This window comes from Vibrio sp. OPT18 (assembly GCF_015163615.1).
Classification (GTDB): domain Bacteria; phylum Pseudomonadota; class Gammaproteobacteria; order Enterobacterales; family Vibrionaceae; genus Vibrio; species Vibrio coralliirubri.
The window spans coordinates 304853-321812 of record NZ_JADDYK010000073.1; the positions used below are offsets into that span (position 1 = coordinate 304853).

11 protein-coding genes are annotated in these 16960 nt (G+C 45.6%); 7 read left to right on the forward strand and 4 right to left on the reverse strand.

The annotated features are described in order from the left end of the window. Nucleotides 1-451 (reverse strand): DMT family transporter (locus IQQ51_RS27410; protein ID WP_228013028.1); only part of this gene is annotated, 451 nt, incomplete at its 3' end. A 250-nt stretch (nucleotides 452-701) separates the two neighbouring features. Here IQQ51_RS27410 and IQQ51_RS19460 point away from each other — a divergent pair. The 6 genes from IQQ51_RS19460 (at nucleotide 702) to IQQ51_RS19485 (ending at nucleotide 6304) form a co-directional block, all read left to right on the forward strand. Then, nucleotides 702-1097 carry a DUF3302 domain-containing protein gene (locus tag IQQ51_RS19460; RefSeq protein WP_050643368.1) on the forward strand — a complete coding sequence of 132 codons (396 nt, stop codon included), beginning with the start codon at nucleotides 702-704 and terminating at the stop codon, nucleotides 1095-1097. Next, nucleotides 1097-2227: an HlyD family secretion protein gene (locus IQQ51_RS19465; RefSeq protein WP_048609817.1), complete on the forward strand. Its 1131-nt coding sequence runs from the start codon at nucleotides 1097-1099 to the stop codon at nucleotides 2225-2227. The genes IQQ51_RS19460 and IQQ51_RS19465 overlap by 1 nt, the downstream gene beginning before the upstream one ends. Nucleotides 2228-2529: 302 nt before the next feature. After that, entirely contained in the window at nucleotides 2530-3078 is a 549-nt protein-coding gene (locus IQQ51_RS19470; RefSeq protein WP_004732085.1) for an ECF-type riboflavin transporter substrate-binding protein, read from the forward strand. 6 nt (nucleotides 3079-3084) lie between these two features. After that, a complete protein-coding gene (locus IQQ51_RS19475; protein ID WP_081229354.1) occupies nucleotides 3085-4779 on the forward strand; it encodes an ABC transporter ATP-binding protein in 1695 nt (564 codons plus the stop codon). Further along, entirely contained in the window at nucleotides 4776-5615 is an 840-nt protein-coding gene (locus IQQ51_RS19480) for an energy-coupling factor transporter transmembrane component T family protein (RefSeq protein WP_193841870.1), read from the forward strand. The genes IQQ51_RS19475 and IQQ51_RS19480 overlap by 4 nt, the downstream gene beginning before the upstream one ends. A gap of 224 nt (nucleotides 5616-5839) precedes the next feature. Beyond that, on the forward strand, nucleotides 5840-6304 hold the full coding sequence (locus IQQ51_RS19485) for a TetR/AcrR family transcriptional regulator (RefSeq protein ID WP_193841871.1): 465 nt from the start codon (nucleotides 5840-5842) through the stop codon (nucleotides 6302-6304). Nucleotides 6305-6401: 97 nt separating this feature from the next. On the opposite strand, the gene glgB is transcribed toward IQQ51_RS19485, so the two are convergent. The 3 genes from glgB to IQQ51_RS19500 all read right to left on the reverse strand — a co-directional run bounded on the left by glgB (nucleotide 6402) and on the right by IQQ51_RS19500 (nucleotide 13580). After that, the gene (gene glgB, locus IQQ51_RS19490) at nucleotides 6402-8582 is read right to left on the reverse strand and encodes a 1,4-alpha-glucan branching protein GlgB (protein WP_061037955.1); all 2181 of its coding nucleotides are present in this window, start codon (nucleotides 8580-8582) and stop codon (nucleotides 6402-6404) included. A gap of 175 nt (nucleotides 8583-8757) precedes the next feature. Then, entirely contained in the window at nucleotides 8758-10938 is a 2181-nt protein-coding gene (malQ, locus tag IQQ51_RS19495) for a 4-alpha-glucanotransferase (RefSeq protein WP_193841872.1), read from the reverse strand. Nucleotides 10939-11126: 188 nt separating this feature from the next. Beyond that, nucleotides 11127-13580 carry a glycogen/starch/alpha-glucan phosphorylase gene (locus tag IQQ51_RS19500; RefSeq protein ID WP_048614594.1) on the reverse strand — a complete coding sequence of 818 codons (2454 nt, stop codon included), beginning with the start codon at nucleotides 13578-13580 and terminating at the stop codon, nucleotides 11127-11129. A gap of 567 nt (nucleotides 13581-14147) precedes the next feature. On the opposite strand from IQQ51_RS19500, the gene malT reads away from it, so the two are divergent. After that, a complete protein-coding gene (gene malT, locus IQQ51_RS19505) occupies nucleotides 14148-16856 on the forward strand; it encodes an HTH-type transcriptional regulator MalT (protein WP_017067440.1) in 2709 nt (902 codons plus the stop codon). The last annotated feature ends 104 nt before the right edge of the window (nucleotides 16857-16960 follow it).

Genomic DNA, 16960 nt, shown 5'->3' on the forward strand with positions numbered 1-16960 from the left:
GGTCATTCGATTCACCGCTCGCCGATTTTGATGGTTGGCAGACAACGAAGGTCACCGCCAGTGTTGTAATCACGACACCGAGCCAGCTTTGCACTGTCAATACAGCGCCAAGGAACATTAATGCCAACACACCAGAAAGAGGCGGGGCTAAAGATTCCAGTAACAACGTCTTATTGGCACCGATTCTTTTCAACGCTGCAAAATAGGCGCTATCTCCAATCGCAATGCCAATCACCCCTGAAATTGCCAATATCAGAAAATGGTTGGTACTCAGTTCAAACTCCGGCATCGGGATAAGAGGCATGACCAGCAACATCATCCCTGACGCCACTACACCCTTAACAATGTTCAATTGCATCGCAGAGAAGCGATGTCCAAATTGCCCATAGATCCATGTCGCACATGCCCACACAATTGCAGCGCCAATGGCCGCCAATTCACCTATATACATCCGTATTTGTCCCTTGTGGTTATGCCCGTCAGTTAGAATCTTAACTGTCATCATTTCAGCTTAAATACCAACCAGAAAGCCGAAATAACCTCTTCAAACGCGATGAGATTTTATAAGATTCATCAATGCTTTTATTCGCATTAGAAGCGACAACACATTATTTTCAACTCGGTAAATCATTTTTATAACAATTACTTGGATGATAGCGTAGTATATTTATAACTAATATCTAACATTACAAGGATCTGTTATGTTTTTAGACTACTTTGCACTCGGTCTACTGATTTTCGTAGCATTAGTCATCTTTTACGGCATCATCGTTATTCACGATATTCCCTATGAAATTGCGAAAGAACGTAACCACCCTCATCAAGATGCTATTCACGTCTCAGGCTGGGTTAGCCTATTCACCTTACACGCTATTTGGCCCTTCCTTTGGATCTGGGCAACGCTGTGGCGTAAAGATCGTGGTTGGGGCTTCGCTAAATTAGAAGAAGAACAACACGATATTCATCATCGCGTCGATATTCTCATCGATCAAGTGAGTACCCTTCAGGAAGAAATCGCACAGCTCAAGCAAGCCGGTACTGAGCAAAGCAGTCCAGAGAAAGAGACAAACAACGTTCAAGATCAGGAGGCTAAGTAATGGATTTACTGCTGATAATGACCTATGCGGCACTTTGTATCACCATCTTCAAAGTATTTAATATCCCGCTCAATAAATGGACAGTACCTACCGCCGTTCTTGGTGGTGTCGTCATCATAGGTACTTTGATCCTACTGATGAACTACAACCACCCTTTCACGCAAATTGGTAATCAAGTTTACTCAACAACACCAGTAGTTTCAGGCGTTAGGGGTAAAGTTATCGAAGTGCCAGTAGAGGCAAACAAACCTCTGAAGGAAGGGGATATTCTTTTCAAAATCGACCCAGTTCCATTCGAAGCTGAAGTTGCAAGATTAGAAGCTAAAGTAAAGGAAGCAAGCCAAGGTGCGCTTGGAATGGAATCTGAAGTGGCTGAAGCTGAGGCTGCAAAAATCAAAGCCATCGCAGAGAGAGATAAAGCCCAACGTGAATTCTCTCGTTACAAGCGCGGTTATGACAGCGGAGCCTTTACCGAGCAGCAATTAGATACACGCAGACAAGCTTACAAGGCATCAGAAGCTGCCGTAAAAGTGGCCGATGCTAATTTAGAACAAGCACAAATTGCCCTAGAGTCTGAAATTGGTGGCGAGAATACAGCCGTTTTAAGCTTATTGGCCGAATTGCGTAAAGCTCAGTTTGATTTAGAACAAACCGTGGTTCGAGCTCCCACTGACGGATACGTTACGCAACTAGCATTGCGCCCAGGCGTTATGGCAGTGCCGCTTCCCTTAGCTCCTGTGATGACCTTTGTTCACACAGAAGAACAATTCTATACCGCAGCGTTCAGACAGAACTCCTTACAACGGCTACAACCGGGTTACGAAGCTGAGTTCCTGTTTAGAGCATTGCCAGGGAAGATATTCAAAGGACGTATTGATGAAGTGATTCCAGCTATTGGTGAGAGCCAATTCCAAGCTAGAGGCGCGCTTCTAGGTACTGATGCGTTGCGTACCAGTGGTCGTGTGTTTGTTAAATTGAGCATCACAGATGATCTGTCTGACTACCATTTACCTATGGGTACCGCGGTTGAAGTTGCCGTTTATTCTGACAGCTTCACTCACGTGTCTATCATGCGTAAGGTCCTTATTCGCATGAAGAGTTGGCAAAACTATCTATATCTAGACCACTAAACGGTCGTAGATATGTGACGAACCCGCTTAACACATTGTTAAGACGAATGAAAAAGCCAGACCCGCTCTGGCTTTTTTGTTGCTTGATTAACCGTAAAATTGCGCTTTTTACACGATATTTAGGTGTTCAGATGGAATTTTAGACATCTAGACACTTACCTTCCCTTATGGAAGGGTTCTACTGTATAATGCGCGCCTTATTTTTTATATTTGCCCAAAAAACGTTCTCATTGAGACGCATATTAATAATGGCGAATATTCGTTCTTTATTAAGCTTTATCTTTCAGTATTCGAGGTTATCTATGAACTTTTCAGCTAAAACAGTGGTCGTTATTGCCATTGGCGCGGCACTGTACGGCATTGGTGGTTTACCTATGTTTGGTGTCCCAGTGTTTGCGAACACGACATTGAAACCAGCGATGGCAGTCCTAGCACTGTTTTCTGTTTTGTTCGGCCCAATTGTTGGCTTCTTAGTTGGCTTTATCGGTCACTGGGTAACGGATCTATTCGCAGGCTGGGGCGTGTGGTTAACTTGGGTACTAGGCTCAGGTATCGTAGGTATGGTTATCGGCTTATTCCCTATGATGACTAAGAACCGCCTTCAACAAGGTGAACTGCCAATGAAAGATTTTGTATTGTTCGTGATACTGGCCCTTGCAGGTAACGTTGTAGGCTATGGCTGCTCTGCGTTCCTCGACACCATCCTATACGCAGAACCGTTTACTAAAGTCTTCACTCAACTGTCTATCATCGCGGCGGGTAACACCGTTCTGATCGCTGTTGTGGGCTTCCTGATCCTAAAATCAGTCGCTAAACGCAACAAACAAAGCCGCAACCTGACTGAGGCATAAGCGATAATGACTATAGCATTTTCGAACTTCTCTTTTAGATATGAGTCGCTGGATAAACCGACGCTAAAAAATATCAATCTAAGGATAGAGAAAGGAGAGAAAATCGTCATTATTGGACCAAGTGGTAGTGGTAAATCTACCCTAGGTCAGTGTCTCAATGGTCTGATACCTCATGCAATTAAAGGTGAGGTAACAGGCTCTTTAGAGATAAACGGCAAGAATATCTCTGAGTTTTCGATGCACGATTATACCGAGCAAGTCGGCACGGTATTGCAAGATACTGACAGCCAGTTTGTGGGGTTGAGTATCGGTGAAGATATCGCGTTCGCACTCGAAAACCAGTTGATGTCGAACATTGACATGTACCCGTTAGTTAAGTCGACGGCAAAAATGGTCGACCTAGCGGACATGCTTGAGCGTTCACCTCATGACCTTTCTGGTGGTCAAAAACAGCGAGTATCGTTAGCGGGCATCTTAGTTGATGACGTTGATATCTTGCTGTTTGATGAGCCTCTAGCAAGCCTTGACCCGAAAACGGGTAAGGCAACGATTGAGATCATTGATCAGCTACATAAAGAAACCAATAAGACCATCGTGATTATCGAGCACCGCCTCGAGGATGTCCTACATCGCGATATCGACCGCGTGATCTTAATGGAACGTGGTGAAATCGTTGCTGATACGACACCCGATGAAATCTTGGCTTCTGAATTACTTGATACACACGGTATTCGTGAACCGCTTTACTTGTCGGCGCTTAAGGCGGCGAAAGCCCCACTAAGCAGCGAAGACAAGCTGTCAAACCTCAAGGCTTTAAACTACAAAAGGTTCCGCCCTGCTGTTCAAGCATGGTTTGCTGAGCGCCCTGCCCCGATAGCAGAGAAGCAGTACCCACCTTTACTCGAAGTTCATGGTCTAACTTATTCTTACGACGGCGAGAAGAACGCACTCGAAGATGTCAGCTTCAAGATTGGCAAAGGTGAGTTTGTTTCGATTCTGGGCAAAAACGGTTCGGGTAAATCAACCATCACTAAACTCATCATGGGTGTGATCGATGCCGATTCAGGCTCTTCCTATCTAAATGGTGAAGACCTATCTGAACTTTCTATCTTTGAAAGAAGCCAGAAAGTCGGTGTCGTGATGCAGAACCCAAATCATATGATCTCGCATCATATGATTTTTGACGAGATTGCTTTTGGTCTTCGTAACCGCAATATCGCAGAAGAGCTGATCACAGAAAAAGTAGAGCATGTTCTTGAGCTATGTGGGCTGAGCAAGTTCCGCCACTGGCCGATCGAAGCACTGAGCTACGGCCAGAAAAAACGTGTAACCATCGCTTCTATTTTAGTGCTGGAGCCTGAGCTTCTTATCTTGGATGAACCGACAGCAGGTCAAGACTACCGTAACTACACATCCATGCTGGCCTTCATCCAAAAGCTTAATCGTGATTTGGGTATTACCGTTGTGATCATCTCACACGACATGCACCTCGTTCTCGAGTACACCACACGTTCAATCGTAATCGCAGACAGCAAGTTGATTGCCAATGCAGCGATGACGGAAGTATTTAGCCAACCATCACTTCTAGAACGTGCAAATCTTTGTACCACCAGCATTTATGAACTCGCGACTATGATGAAAATCGACGATACCAATGCGTTCATGCAGTACTTCATCGACTACGAGAGAAGCGCTCAATGAACGCATCAAAAGTAAAATTTGGCATCAATTACATTGATACAAAATCACCGCTTCATGCACTTAACGGCATCACCAAATTTGCGCTCTTCTTAGCTTGGGTGACCGTAGTATTGACTACGTTCGACCTGAGATTGATTACGCTGCTTATTGTGACTGGTTTATACCTGCTAAAGCTTACCAATGTGCCTGTACGTGTGTATAAGCCTTTGTTATTAGGAACGGCGAGTGTATTAAGCCTAAATGCTCTGTTCATGTACCTGCTTGCTCCACAGCAAGGTACTGAGCTCATCGGCAGCGAAACCTTACTGCTGACATTGCCGGGTAACTACTCGTTGAGCCAAGAGACTCTGTTTTACTTAGTCACTGTGACGCTCAAATACATGAGCATGTTCCCGATAGCGTTGATTTTTGTCTTCACAACGCATCCGACTGAGTTTGCAGCTAGCCTCAACCGTATCGGTATTCCCTACAAGATCGCCTACGCAGTGAGCTTAACACTACGTTACTTGCCTGAGGTTAAGAAAGACTTCATCAATATCATGCACGCCCAACAGGCTCGTGGTGTAGAGCTTTCAAAGAAGGCTCCCCTAATTACTCGAATCAAAAATGTGGCTAAGGTTCTAGGCCCGCTTATTTTCTCTAGCTTGGACCGCGCAGACGAGATCTCGAACGCAATGACATTACGAGGTTTTGGTCGACACAAAGCACGCACTTGGTATAGCTATGCACCTTTGAAACGTATCGATTTTGTTTGTTTGAGTGTCATCGCTTTTATCGTGGTGTTGGCCATTGCAAAACGCATTTTAGAGCCGCAGTTATTTTGGTATCCGTTCTAATTATCTGAATTAGCAAATACAAACAAAGACTTTAAATAACACACCGCTCAATAGGGCGGTGTTTTTGTTTATGCCAAGATCTGATTGATAATTGAACCAATGACACAATACTGACTATATTTAACGATAAATTGACTAGTTATTTACCCTTGGAGTTTGAGATTTAATTCAGAAGCTCTTAATATACTGTGTTTACAGAATGTTACACTCAATAGAGATTTGTAATGGCTCGAATAACTCAAGTACAGAAATTAGAAAATCAAAAAAACTACGATAACATCGTACTAAACCTTTTTCTGGCTGAAGGACATGAAGCACTAACTTATGCAAGGATTGCTCAAGAAGTTGGCATTAGTTTAACGACGCTTCAGGGCTATTATCCGTCGACCCGCGCTATTCGTTCAGTACTTCATGAACAAATGCTATCGATCGTTATAGACAGTCTAGACTTTTCATCAGAAGCGCTCTTTATCCAATCTTGGCAAACCGCTCTAGATAATGAGCAGTTTCGATACGTGATTAAATTGATGTTTTTCCATGCTTCGCAAATAAAGAATCCTGAACAATTTAATCTCAGCTCGAACGGCCAATTTCGTGAAAAGATGTTGGACAGTTTTGGCAACGACTCAGTTCGAATCCTTGAAATGGTAGTCGGACGCTCAATGTTCTATCTCACCAATTTCAAGTAACGTTAACCAACTTACTGCAATAGAAAAAGGGAACCCTAGGGTTCCCTTTTTAGATTTTAAGAAAAGTGAGCAGCGATGACCTGCTCAACTTATAGACCTAATTTAGCTTGTAAAAAACAGTCGATAACGGCGGTAAGCGTAGCTCAATCGAAGTCTCTAGCCCTTCGCTTTCTACCGATTCAATCTCAGCAGTCTGCTTTACTTCAAAACCGCTGCCTGCATAGTCCACAGAGTCTGTATTCAACAGCAATGAGTACTTACCTTGTACTGGAACGCCTAAACGGAAATGCTCGTGAGGTACTGGCGTAAAGTTCGATACGACCAACACACGCTCACCAGATTCGCTGATACGCTCGTGCGCTAGGATACTCGCTTCCGCGGAATCTTGAAGACGCCATTCAAAACCTTTCGGGTCAAAATCAAGATCGTGCATTGCAGCTTCAGAACGGTACAGGTTATTCAGGTCTTTTGTTAAGCGCTGAACACCTTGATGACGCTCATAATCTAACAAGAACCATTGCAGTTGGTCGTCATGGTTCCATTCAGCCGTTTGGCCAAATTCAGCCCCCATGAAGTTCAACTTCTTACCCGGTTGTGCATACATGTAACCCATGTAAGCGCGTAGGTTTGCCGTTTGCTGCCATTCATCACCCGGCATCTTGTTGTGGATAGAGCCCTTACCGTAAACCACCTCATCGTGAGACAGAGACAATACGTAGTTCTCACTGTGTGCGTAAACCAGTGGGAAGGTAATCGTATCGTGGTGATATTTACGGTTGATTGGATCTTCTTGGATGTAAGACAAGCTATCGTGCATCCAACCCATGTTCCACTTAAAGCCAAAGCCCAAGCCGCCCATGAAAGTGGGTGCGGAAACTCCTGGGAAAGCAGTCGACTCTTCGGCAATCGTCATCGCATTCGGGAAGTGCTTGTACACTTCTTCATTCATCCACTTAAGAGTTGCGATAGCGTCATAGTTTTCGTTACCGCCGTCTACGTTCGGAATCCATTGATCATGGCTGCGCGAGTAATCGAGGTACAGCATCGAAGCGACGGCATCAACACGAATGCCATCAATGTGGAATTGCTCGAACCAGTAGAGTGCATTAGAAACTAAGAAGCGACGAACATGCTCTCTACCTAAATCGTAAATGTACGAGTTCCAATCTTGATGCCAACCGCGACGTGGGTCCGGATCATGGAACAATGGTGTTCCATCGAAGTTTGCTAGGCCGTGATCATCACTTGGGAAGTGAGCAGGAACCCAGTCCAGAACAACGCCAAGACCCGCTTGGTGACATTGGTCGACAAAGTATTTGAAATCATCTGGAGAGCCAAAACGGCTAGTCGGTGCAAATAGACCAACAGGTTGGTAACCCCAAGAACCATAGAATGGGTGCTCTGAAACTGGCATTAGCTCAACGTGCGTGTAGCCAAGATCCGTTAGGTATGGGATCAGCTCAGCTGCCAGCTCGCGATAATTTAAGAACTCACCTTCAGCGTTTCGCTTCCAAGAACCTGCGTGAAGTTCGTAGAACGAAAGCGCTTCTTTACGCTTTTGTGTTACAGGGCGATTCTGCCATTGAGTATCTTGCCACTGGTAACGAGCATGATCGTAAGTTACAGATGAGAACGATGGGTATTGCTCAGAGTAGAAACCCCATGGGTCAGCTTTGTGTGGTAAGCCTTCGCCATTTGGTCCTTTTAATTCAAACTTGTATTGAGCGCCTTCTTCCAGTTCAGGAATGAATAGGCCCCACATACCGTAATCTAGGCGTTGCATTGGGTGGCGGCGACCATCCCAAGCGTTGAAGTTACCCACCAAGCTTGCCGCAGTTGCATGCGGTGCGTACACCAAGAAACGCGTACCTGAAATCGTCTGTCCATCACGCTCTAGCGTAATAAACTGAGCCCCCATGTGATGATACATATCTTTCGGTGTATGCAGATCTTCATAACTCGCATATAGATCGTGGTACTGGTACGGATCATCGATGATCTGTTCTACGCCAGCCCAATCAACCGCAAGCTTATAGTGAGTGAAACGTAAGTCTCTCTCTTGCTTAAGAATGAAACCACTTTCACCCTCTCGCGCTAACTCAATACGAGGTTCCTTTCCAACAATCAACTCGACCTTATCTGCCCCAGGAATCCACACACGTAATGCACCTTGCTCAGAAGGTAGGTATGGCCCTAAAAACGCGAATGGGTCTGTGAAACAAGCCTGTGATAGTTGGGTATATATTTGTTTTTGCTTTGAAATCGAACTTAGTTCCAAAACGTTTCTCCCTAACCAAACATCCAAAAAACATAATACAAAAATGCCCGCTATTAGTGCGGGCAATATAACGACGGTTTATTCTACCAGATGAGCATTCATTATTGAGTGACCGAGGTTGTAGTTTCGTACGGCGTAAGCAAAAAACCACCTAATTTCAAGTCACTCAACGTCATTACTTACCTGCTTTTTCTCGAACGTCAGTCAGCTTAGAAGCGATACGATTAACGCCTTCGTGAGCAAATATTTCGTCCAAGTTCATTGATAGTTTACGACGCCAGTTAGGGTATTCATCAACCGTGCCTGGAATGTTTACTGGCTTATCCATCTCTAGCCAATCTTCTAGCTGAACGCTCAGTAGTGTTGAACCACCAGCAGCCACGTGCAGTTGAAGTGCCTCAGCAAGGTAAGAGTCCATCGGTACTTGGCTCGCATCGCGGCCCACACCTTCTGGTAGGAAGCCATGCCATGCTACTGAATCTAAAATACCTTGCTTGCACTCTAGACGGTCATCGAACAAAGTTTCTAGTTGTTCGGCATCTGGGTATAAGCCAATCTCTTGACCCATTTTCAGGTCATCACAGTGCCAGAAGCCGCGAAGCGTTGGCATATCGTGAGTACACAGTGCCGCCATCGATTGTGATGCGTAGTGTTTTGGTGAGATGAAACCACCGTCATCTTCTGATGTTTCGAAGAAGAACACTTTGTAAGAGTGCACGCCAGCATCTGCAAGGATGTCGACAATCTCATCCGGTACCGTCCCTAAATCTTCACCGATAACGCTACATTGGTAACGGTGAGATTCAAGCGCCAGAATCGACAGCATATCTTGTACTGGGTAGTAGATGTACGCGCCCTTAGTTGCGTTCTCACCCTTTGGAATCCACCACAAACGCAGTAGACCTAAAACATGGTCAATACGCAGTGCACCACAGTGCTTCATGTTTGCACGAAGTAGCTTGATGTAAGCGTCGTAGCTTGTTTCTTGAAGCACTTCTGGGTTTAACGGAGGTAGACCCCAGTTCTGACCCAAAGGACCAAGAATATCAGGTGGAGCACCGATGCTCGCATCCATCACTAGGTTGCCTTCGTCAGCCCAAGTCTCGCTGCCTGAATCTGCAACACCTACCGCTAAGTCACGGTAAAGGCCAACAGCCATGCCCTTCTCTTCAGCAAGAGACTGTGCATCGTTGATCTGGCAATCCGCTAGCCATTGTAAGTACATGTACAGATGAACGTTTTCTAGGTTCTCTTTGATGTACTTCTGTGTCGCTGGGCTGTCGAATGTACGGTACTTCTCTGGGAATACCGGCCAACCCCACATGCCAGAATCTTCTGCATGCAGTTCACCGTGCAGAGCATCAAACGCAGCTTGATGCATCAGGCTATCGCCGCCCTCTTCTACAAAGGCTAAGAACGCTTGTGCACGGTCGCTGTTTTTGTCTAGATGACGAGTCTTAAATTCTGCGAATAACAGAGGCAAGATGCTCATCTTAAGCTCAGACACTTCGGTGTAGTTTACCCAGTGTGCTTCACGCGTTTTTTGTAGACGCTGTTGGAACTCTGCGCTGCCGACTGTTTGTTGTGCTTCTGCACTTAGTGCAAATTCAGGAACTGAACTCACATCAATGTATAAGATGTTCAACCAGCGACGAGAAGATGGGCTATATGGGCTCGCACCTTCAGGGTTCGCAGGGAACAATGAGTGAATTGGGTTTAGACCAACGAAGTCACCACCACGAGAAGCGATATCCGCAACAAGCTGTTTTAGGTCACCGAAATCACCAATACCCCAGTTGTGCTGAGTTCTTAGTGTGTAAAGTTGAACACTTGGTCCCCAAAGCTTTTTGCCTTGCTCGATTGGTGACTGCTTGAAACACGCTTTTGGCGTAATAATCAGTGTCATCTCGTAAGGCTTCTTACGGCGCTTACGGCTCACAATGAGCTTGTGATAACCCCATGCCAAATCACTTGGCAATGCAAACACTAAAGGGCCACCCTCGGCACGCTCGTCACGAACGACTTGAGATTGAAGATAGCCTTCAAGTACCTCTCCTTGCTCGGTTTCTAAGCGCCAGCTGAACTCACTTTCACGAGCACTTACACCTAGATTAAGCGCCACTTCTACTGGCTCACCGTCACGCAAGACAAGAACTGGGTCTAGTACATCTTTTTTGTGTTTTTTTTCTGCTGACTTAAGCAGTGCATCATCGCTGCTTGTATCGTAGCCCAACGAAGCCAATAGAGACGTGATGGTCTCGTCTGATACTTGTGCTTCATCGCCCCACGCACTAACGTAACTGTCGGCAATGTTTGCCATTTCTGCGACTTGTTTTAATACGGTTTGTTCTTTCATCGCTCTCTCCGAAAACGTTCTGACGCTTTCTATTTTGTAGGGTTGTTAATTTAATTTTTTACTAATCAATTAGCTTGTGACAATCGTTTTCTAAGCAGCTTGTTTATAAACGACAAACCTTTAAGCCTTTCGTTTGCTCACAAGCTAATTGAGCCAAGGCAGAAACTGCCTCGGCTACTTTGGAAGTATTAACGGTTAACCGCTTCAAGTTTCCAGATGTTGTTCACGTAGTCGCGGATAGAGCGGTCTGATGTGAACTTACCAACCAATGCTGTGTTAAGAATTGCTTTCTTAGCCCAACCTGCTTGGTCTTTGTATTGCGTGCCCATGTCTTCGTGCGCTTTCACATAAGACGCGAAGTCAGCAAGACATAGATAAGGGTCACCACCGTCTAGCAGGCTATCAAACGTTGCACGTAGAAGACCTGGTTGACCTGGAGTGAACTCATCGCCAGTCAGTAGGTCTAGAGATGCTTTCAGTAGTGGGTCTGCATTGTAGTAGTCGTATGGGTTGTAGCCCTGAGCTTTCAGTGCTTGAACACCATCAACGTCTAGGCCGAAGATGTAGATGTTTTCATCACCCACTTCTTCACGAATCTCAACGTTTGCACCATCCATCGTACCGATAGTTAGCGCGCCGTTTAGAGCCATCTTCATGTTGCCCGTACCTGATGCTTCTTTACCCGCTAGTGAGATTTGCTGAGAAACATCTGCTGCAGGGATGATGATTTCAGCCATGCTTACACGGTAATCAGGAATGAATACCACTTTAAGCTTGTTACCAATGCGAGGGTCGTTGTTGATCTTCTCTGCAATCTTGTTAACCGCGAAGATGATCTCTTTCGCTAGGTGGTAACCCGGTGCTGCTTTCGCTGCGAAGAAACATACGCGTGGCTCACACTCGAAACCAGGTTCGTTAAGAATACGGTGGTACAGAGATAGAATGTGTAGCAAATCTAAGTGCTGACGCTTGTATTCGTGAAGACGCTTGATTTGAACGTCAAAGATAGCGTTAGTATCTAGCTCGATACCCATGTTCTCTTGAACCCAATCAGCTAGGCGCTGTTTGTTTTCTTTCTTAACAGCCATGAATTCTTTTTGGAATTTCGCGTCTGTTGCAAACTTAGCGATGCCTTCTAGCTGCTCAAGTTTTGCTGGCCACTCAGTGCCGATCTTACCTGTGATTAGCGTAGATAGACCTGGGTTACAGAACTTCAACCAACGACGTGGTGTGATGCCGTTCGTTACGTTAGTCAGTTTGCCTGGGAAGATTTCGTTGAACTCAGGGAACAAGTCTTTCTTAACCAGTTGTGAATGAAGTGCAGCTACACCGTTCACTTTGTAAGAACCAATCACACATAGGTTTGCCATGCGAACCATGCGGTGGAAACCTTCTTGGATGATAGAAAGCTTCGCTTGCTTCTCACCGTCACCAGGCCACATCTTGCGAACTTCCTGCATGAAGCGGTGGTTGATTTCAAAAATGATTTCCATGTGACGTGGAAGAAGACGGTTGATCAGTGATTCAGACCAAGTCTCTAGTGCTTCAGGAAGTAGTGTGTGGTTCGTGTATGCGAACGTATGAGCACTGATTTCCCATGCTTGGTCCCAAGATAGACCTTTCTCGTCAATCAAGATGCGCATTAGCTCAGGAATCGCAATCGTTGGGTGCGTATCGTTAAGCTGAATTGTTTCTTGCTTAGGCAGATCTTCTAGAGAGAAACCTGCTGCTTCGTGACGACGTAGAATATCGCGAACAGACGCTGCTGAGTGGAAGTACTGCTGCATTAGGCGCAGAGTCTTACCTTTCTCGTGGTTGTCGTTCGGGTAAAGAACTTTAGTGATGTTACCTGCATCGATTAGCGAGTGTTGCGCTTCGAAGTAATCACCGTTGTTAAAGCTTGCTAGTGAGAATGGTGCGATTGCCTGACATTCCCAAAGACGCAGCGGGTAAACCGTGTTTGACTCGTAACCTACGATAGGTAGATCCCAAGGCATCGCTTTTACTTCCATACCTGGAACCCAAGTACGAACTTCTTTACCGTCAACGAATTCAACGTCTACATGACCGTAAAAACCAATGTGTTGTGCTAGTTCTGGACGAGCCACTTCCCATGGGTAACCTTCAACACCACGCCATGCGTCAGGTGCTTCTTGTTGACGACCGTCTTGGAAAGATTGTTTGAATAGACCGTACTCGTAGTGAAGACCGTAGCCTACTGTTGGGTATTCTTGAGCGGCACAAGAATCCATGAAACAAGCAGCTAGACGACCAAGACCACCATTACCTAGTGATGGGTCGCGTTCTTCTTCTAGAAGGTCAGTTAGGTTTTGACCTAGCTCTTCCATTGCATGAGTGATCTGTTCGTATAGACCCATGCTGATCAGGTTGTTACCTGTTAGACGACCAATCAAAAACTCTAGTGATAGGTAGTTAACGCTCTTAGCGTTCTTAATTTTTTCATCATTTTCAGTTTCTAGCAGGTCAAAAGTCGTTAGCTCTGCAAGAGCACGACCCATCGCTAGATACCATGAACGGCTGTCTGCTGTTTCAACGGTTGTTGCGTAGGTTGCAGATAAATGTTTCTTAACACTCTCTTGGAATGACACTTTATCGAAAGTTTTTTGCTGAGTTGGTTTCATTTCAGAAATCTCGCTTTTAATAGTTCTAATTCATCTGTGACATATCGTGCATGGTCACCATAAACTAAACATCCTCCCGCTAATGCAACTGACTAGGAGTAGATGGGAGGGCGTAGGGGGCGTACCGACTTAGGGTTAGTGATCTGACTCTCATGTTCTGACTGCGAACAAAAACTTGGAGTGACTAAGATCACAAGCTCCCGTTCGATAACTTAACTTCAATTGATGTGACTTTTATTTAACCAGATTAAAGTCATTGTCAGATCTGATATTCAGATCACGAAAATAATTTCCAACTCTCATCTTTTGCATAGATTCCCGTGTAGGGATGAACGAAGTCACATTCACAAACCGACCCGCAACGTGAGCAAAGTCTCAAATAGAGGGCGTAGACACCCAAAAACATGCAGGAGCGCAAGGTTTCTGAGGAGGATCGTAGTCGGTAACGTTTTGCTTCACGTAATATGAGTAAAGACTTAAGTAATTAGGCTAATGTCATTGGAGTGCACTCAACGATAGATTGGGATATTCCAGAACATAGCCACGGAATAGGTGTAAAACTTCGATATGTGGATCCCTTCGAAACTGACTCGTCCCGGCCGCTTACATAATGCAATCCTACGACCTAGGGTTCTCGATCTGCTTCACAATGCAGATTGCTATAAGCTTGTGTTGTTCCGCTCTCCAGCGGGCTACGGCAAAACCACCATGGCTGCACAATGGTTGGTAGATAAACCTAATGTGGGTTGGTACAGCATTGATGATAGCGACAACGATGCCTTCCGCTTTATCAACTACCTACTTCAATCACTTAATAAAGCGACTCAAAATGCCTGTCCGAATGCCCAAAAGCTGGCAGAAAAACGACAGTTCTCATCGCTACATTCTTTATTAAGTGAAGTATTTGCCGAGATGTCGGAATTCCATCACGAGTGTTTTCTGGTGTTGGATGACTATCACTTGGTCAACAATGACGACATCCACGAAGCCATGCGCTTCTTCCTCAAACACATGCCCGATAACCTAACGCTGGTTGTCACCAGTCGTGGTACGCCACCACTTGGTACAGCAAACCTGCGCGTTCGTGACTTAATGATCGAATTAGGTAATGACTCGTTGGCGTTTGATACCGAAGAAACCACACGCTTTTTCAACCAACGCGTAGCCGACGGCATTGATGACACCACGGCAGACAGTATTTGTAGTTATGTAGAAGGTTGGCCTTCTGCGCTGCAACTTATCGCGCTGCAAGCACAACACCAAAAACGCACTCTTGCACAGTCCGCAGAGTCATTCTCTCACTTTAACCACGCCCATCTTTGGGACTACTTGGTTGAAGAAGTATTCGACCTGCTAGACAAAGAAACCCGACAGTTCTTGATGCAATGTTCTGTGCTTGATCACTTCAACGATGAACTTGTGTGTGCACTTACACAGCGTGAAGATGCGTTAGGAATGATCGAATCACTCAACCGTTTTGGTTTATTCATCTACCCGCTTGAAGGTGAAAAGAACTGGTATCGCTTCCATAACTTGTTTGGTGAATTCCTCGCACATGAGCGCCAAGCTCGAATTCCTCAGCAAGAAGCAGAACTGCATCGAAGTGCTGCAAAAGCGTGGATCAAGCAAAACACACCGCACCAAGCACTACGTCACGCACAGCGCGCTGAAGATCCAGAACTGATCATTCAAATCCTGACTGAGCACGGTTGGCCTATGTTCAACCAAGGTGAGCTGTCGTCACTAGAGATGGCGATCAAGCAACTGACTACCGATCAACTGTACAGCGAGCCAAAGCTTTCGATGCTACGCGCGTGGTTGGCACAAAGTCAGCACCGTTATGACCAAGTGGGTACTTTGTTGGAAGAGGCTGAGACTCAATATCAAGCTCGAAACATTGAACTCGATACTCAGCAGCAAGGCCAATACAACGCCTTACGCGCCCAAGTTGCCATTAACAGCAATGAGCCTGAGAAAGCATTGGAATTGGCTGAGCTTTCGTTGAGCCAACTGAACACCACAGTTTATCGCAGCCGCATTGTCGCCACCTCGGTTGTGGGCGAAGTGAATCACGTAATGGGTAACCTAAGCCGTGCGCTACCAATGATGCAACAGACAGAAAAACTGGCACGTCAGTATCAGGTTTACCATCAGGCTCTGTGGGCAATTCTGCAACAAAGCGAAATCTTGATTGCTCAAGGTTATGTTCAAGCTGCATTTGAGCTACAAGACAGTGCATTCAAATTGATTGAAGAGCACCAGCTTCAATACGTGCCTCTGCATGAGTTCTTGCTGCGTGTTCGCGCTCAGATCTTCTGGTGTTGGAACCGACTAGATGAAGCGGAAGAGTGCTGCTACAAAGGATTAGATATCCTTGGCCACCACTCTCCGAGTAAACACCTACACAGCTACTCTATGTTGGCTCGTATTTCATTGAGCCGTGGTGAGATTGATAAAGCGTCGAAATTTATCGACCAGATTCAGCACTTATTACGTCAATCGACTTACCACGTAGATTGGACTGCAAATGCTTCTCTTTCTTTGATTCTGTTCTGGCAAGTAAAAGGCGATAAAGAGGCGATACGTGATTGGCTGAGTGTGGCGGTTCGACCTGAATCGGCAAGCAACCACTTCTGCCAACTTCAGTGGCGAAACATCGTTCGTGCACACATCATCCTTGAGCAATATGAAGACGCGGAAGAAGCGCTGACTTTCCTTAAGAGTGAAGCTCAGCGTTCGCACCTGATTACAGACACCAACCGAAACTTGATCGTCGAAGCCGTGTTACGTACACAAATTAACGATGAAGACAGTGCACGAGTACTGCTTGAAGAAGCGCTTCATATGACTAACCAAACCGGTATGGTCGGTAACTTCTTAGTAGACGGTGGAACTATCGGGCATATCCTAGATAAGTTGAGCAACAAGCCTGGTCTGGGTGATTTAGAACGTCACCGCGCACAACAAATCATGAAGGATATCTCCACTACCCAGCGCAGTCGCTCGGTGCATTTCGATGAAGACTTTGTTGAGAACTTGGTTAATCACCCGAATATTCCTGAGCTGGTGCGTACTAGCCCACTCACCCAGCGTGAATGGCAAGTGCTTGGTCTGATCTATTCAGGATTCAGTAATGAGCAGATCGCTCAAGAACTCGATGTAGCGGGTACCACGATCAAGACTCACATCCGCAATCTTTACCAAAAGCTCAACATTGCTAACCGTAAAGAAGCAATCAGCACTGCGGAGAACTTGCTGCAGTTGATGGGATACTAAAGCGGGTTCGAGATTCGAGATTCGAGATTGATATGGCCCCTAAAAAGTAGACACAGGGGTTTAGTTGATTAGTTCAAAGTGCATGGGACTCACTCCACCTAGAG